The 2,743-nt window shown below is 69.7% G+C and carries 2 protein-coding genes; both read left to right on the forward strand.

Translation table 11 applies throughout. From position 1 onward, the window contains the following. Nucleotides 1-50 precede the first annotated feature (50 nt). Complete coding sequence (locus ACQKIP_RS44590; RefSeq protein WP_365855305.1) at nt 51-2,222, forward strand: 3-hydroxyacyl-CoA dehydrogenase NAD-binding domain-containing protein; 2,172 nt, start codon at nt 51-53, stop codon at nt 2,220-2,222. 114 nt (nt 2,223-2,336) lie between these two features. Next, nucleotides 2,337-2,743: hypothetical protein (locus ACQKIP_RS44595; protein ID WP_427745608.1), on the forward strand; the 407-nt coding region annotated here is incomplete at its 3' end.

Here is a 2,743-nt window from a genome sequence, read left to right on the forward strand (position 1 = left end):
CCCCAGTAGCCGCCCACCCCAACAGCCACAGACTTCACGGAGACCGCACCATGACGCAGAGTTCAACCATCCGCTGGGAACAGGACGACACCGGTGTCGTGACCCTCGTCCTGGACGACCCCAACCAGTCCGCGAACACCATGAACCAGGGTTTCAAGGACTCCATCGCGGCGATCGCCGAGCGCGCGGAGGCCGAGAAGGACTCCATCCGCGGCATCATCTACACCTCCGCCAAGAAGACCTTCTTCGCGGGCGGTGACCTCAAGGACATGATGCAGGCGGGCCCCGAGAACGCGCAGGACGCGTTCGAGGCGGGCGTCGCCATCAAGGCGTCCCTGCGCCGCATCGAGACCCTGGGCAAGCCGGTCGTCGCCGCGATCAACGGCGCGGCCCTGGGCGGCGGCTACGAGATCGCCCTGGCCAGCCACCACCGCGTCGCGCTCGACGCGCCCGGCTCCAAGATCGGTCTGCCCGAGGTCACCCTCGGCCTGCTCCCGGCGGGCGGCGGCGTGACCCGCACCGTGCGCCTGATGGGCATCGCGGACGCGCTCCTGAAGGTGCTGCTCCAGGGCACCCAGTACAACCCGAAGCGCGCCCTGGAGAACGGCCTCGTCCACGAGGTGGCCGCCACCCGCGAGGAGATGATCGAGAAGGCCCGCGCCTTCATCGACGCCAACCCCGAGTCGGCCCAGCCCTGGGACAAGCCGGGCTACCGCATCCCCGGCGGCACCCCCGCCAACCCGAAGTTCGCCGCGAACCTGCCCGCGTTCCCCGCCAACCTCAAGAAGCAGATCAACGGCGCCCCCTACCCGGCCCCGCGCAACATCCTCGCGGCCGCCGTCGAGGGCTCCCAGGTCGACTTCGAGACCGCGCTGACCATCGAGGCCCGGTACTTCACCGAGCTGGTCACGGGCCAGACCGCGAAGAACATGATCCAGGCGTTCTTCTTCGACCTCCAGGCCGTCAACTCCGGCGCCAACCGCCCCAAGGGCATCGAGGCACGCCAGGTCCGCAAGGCCGCGGTCCTGGGTGCGGGCATGATGGGCGCGGGCATCGCCTACTCGTGCGCCCGCGCGGGCATCGAGGTCGTCCTGAAGGACGTCTCCGCGGAGGCCGCCGCCAAGGGCAAGGCCTACTCCGAGAAGCTGTGCGCCAAGGCGGTGCAGCGGGGCCGTACGACCCAGGAGAAGGCCGACGCGCTCCTTGCCCGCATCACGCCGACCGCCGACCCGCAGGACCTGGCGGGCTGCGACGCCGTGATCGAGGCCGTCTTCGAGGACACCGCCCTCAAGCACAAGGTGTTCCAGGAGATCCAGGACGTCATCGAGCCGGACGCGCTGCTGTGCTCCAACACCTCGACGCTGCCGATCACCCAGCTCGCCGAGGGCGTCACGCGGCCCGTCGACTTCATCGGCCTGCACTTCTTCTCGCCCGTCGACAAGATGCCGCTCGTCGAGATCATCAAGGGCGAGCGGACCGGCGACGAGGCCCTGGCCCGCGCCTTCGACCTCGTACGCCAGATCAACAAGACGCCGATCGTCGTCAACGACTCGCGCGGCTTCTTCACCTCGCGCGTGATCGGGCACTTCATCAACGAAGGCGTCGCGATGGTCGGCGAGGGCATCGAGCCCGCCTCCGTCGAGCAGGCCGCGGCCCAGGCGGGCTACCCCGCGAAGGTCCTCTCGCTGATGGACGAGCTGACCCTCACCCTGCCCCGCAAGATCCGCAACGAGACGAAGCGGGCCGTCGAGGAGGCCGGCGGCACCTGGGCCGGGCACCCCTCGGACTCCGTCATTGACCGCATGGTCGACGAGTTCGAGCGCCCCGGCCGCAGCGGCGGAGCGGGCTTCTACGAGTACGTGGACGGCAAGCGGGCGGGCCTGTGGCCGGGTCTGCGCGAGCACTTCACCAAGCCGGGCACGGAGATCCCCTTCCAGGACATGCAGGAGCGGATGCTCTTCTCGGAGTCGCTCGACACCGTGCGCCTCCTCGAAGAAGGCGTCCTGACGTCCGTCGCGGACGCCAACATCGGCTCCATCTTCGGCATCGGCTTCCCCGGCTGGACCGGCGGCGTGCTCCAGTACATCAACGGCTACGAAGGCGGCCTGCCCGGATTCGTGGCACGCGCGCGTGAGCTGGCCGACCGCTACGGCGAGCGGTTCACGCCGCCCGCGCTGCTGGTCGAGAAGGCCGGCAGGGGCGAGAAGTTCAGCGACAGCTGACGCCCTTCACCTGCGGTTCCGTACCCTCCGGGGCGGAACCGCAGGTCGTTGCCCCCGCGTCGTATCCTCCCGTAGGACATGATCACGACAAACGGAGGATGTACCGCTGTGCGGTTGACAACTGGGGGAACGACGCGGGCAGTCGGCGTCGGAGTGCTGGTCCTCTCGCTGGCCCTGACGGGCTGCGGGGGCAAGAAGAAGAACAAGAAGCACAAGTCGGGTTCGGGGTCGTCGCACAGCCGCACCATCGGCGGCGCGGCCGGCGGGTCCGCCGCCAAGGGCGCCGGTTCGCTGAGCGGCGCCCGGGACGCCAAGGCGATCCTGCCGCCCGCCGAGACGATGCCCGCCGCCCTGCGCACCGTCAGCACCGAGCTGCACAGCCGCGCCAAGGCGCCCTCCGTGTGCAAGGACCCGACCGGCAAGTGCAAGGGCGCCGTCGCCAACGGGCAGGTCGGCTACCGCAGCACCGACAAGGCCAAGGGCGTGGACTACGACCTGATCGTGTACCGCAGGGACAGTGC

The sequence above is a fragment of the Streptomyces sp. NPDC059900 genome (assembly GCF_050270335.1).
GTDB lineage: Bacteria > Actinomycetota > Actinomycetes > Streptomycetales > Streptomycetaceae > Streptomyces.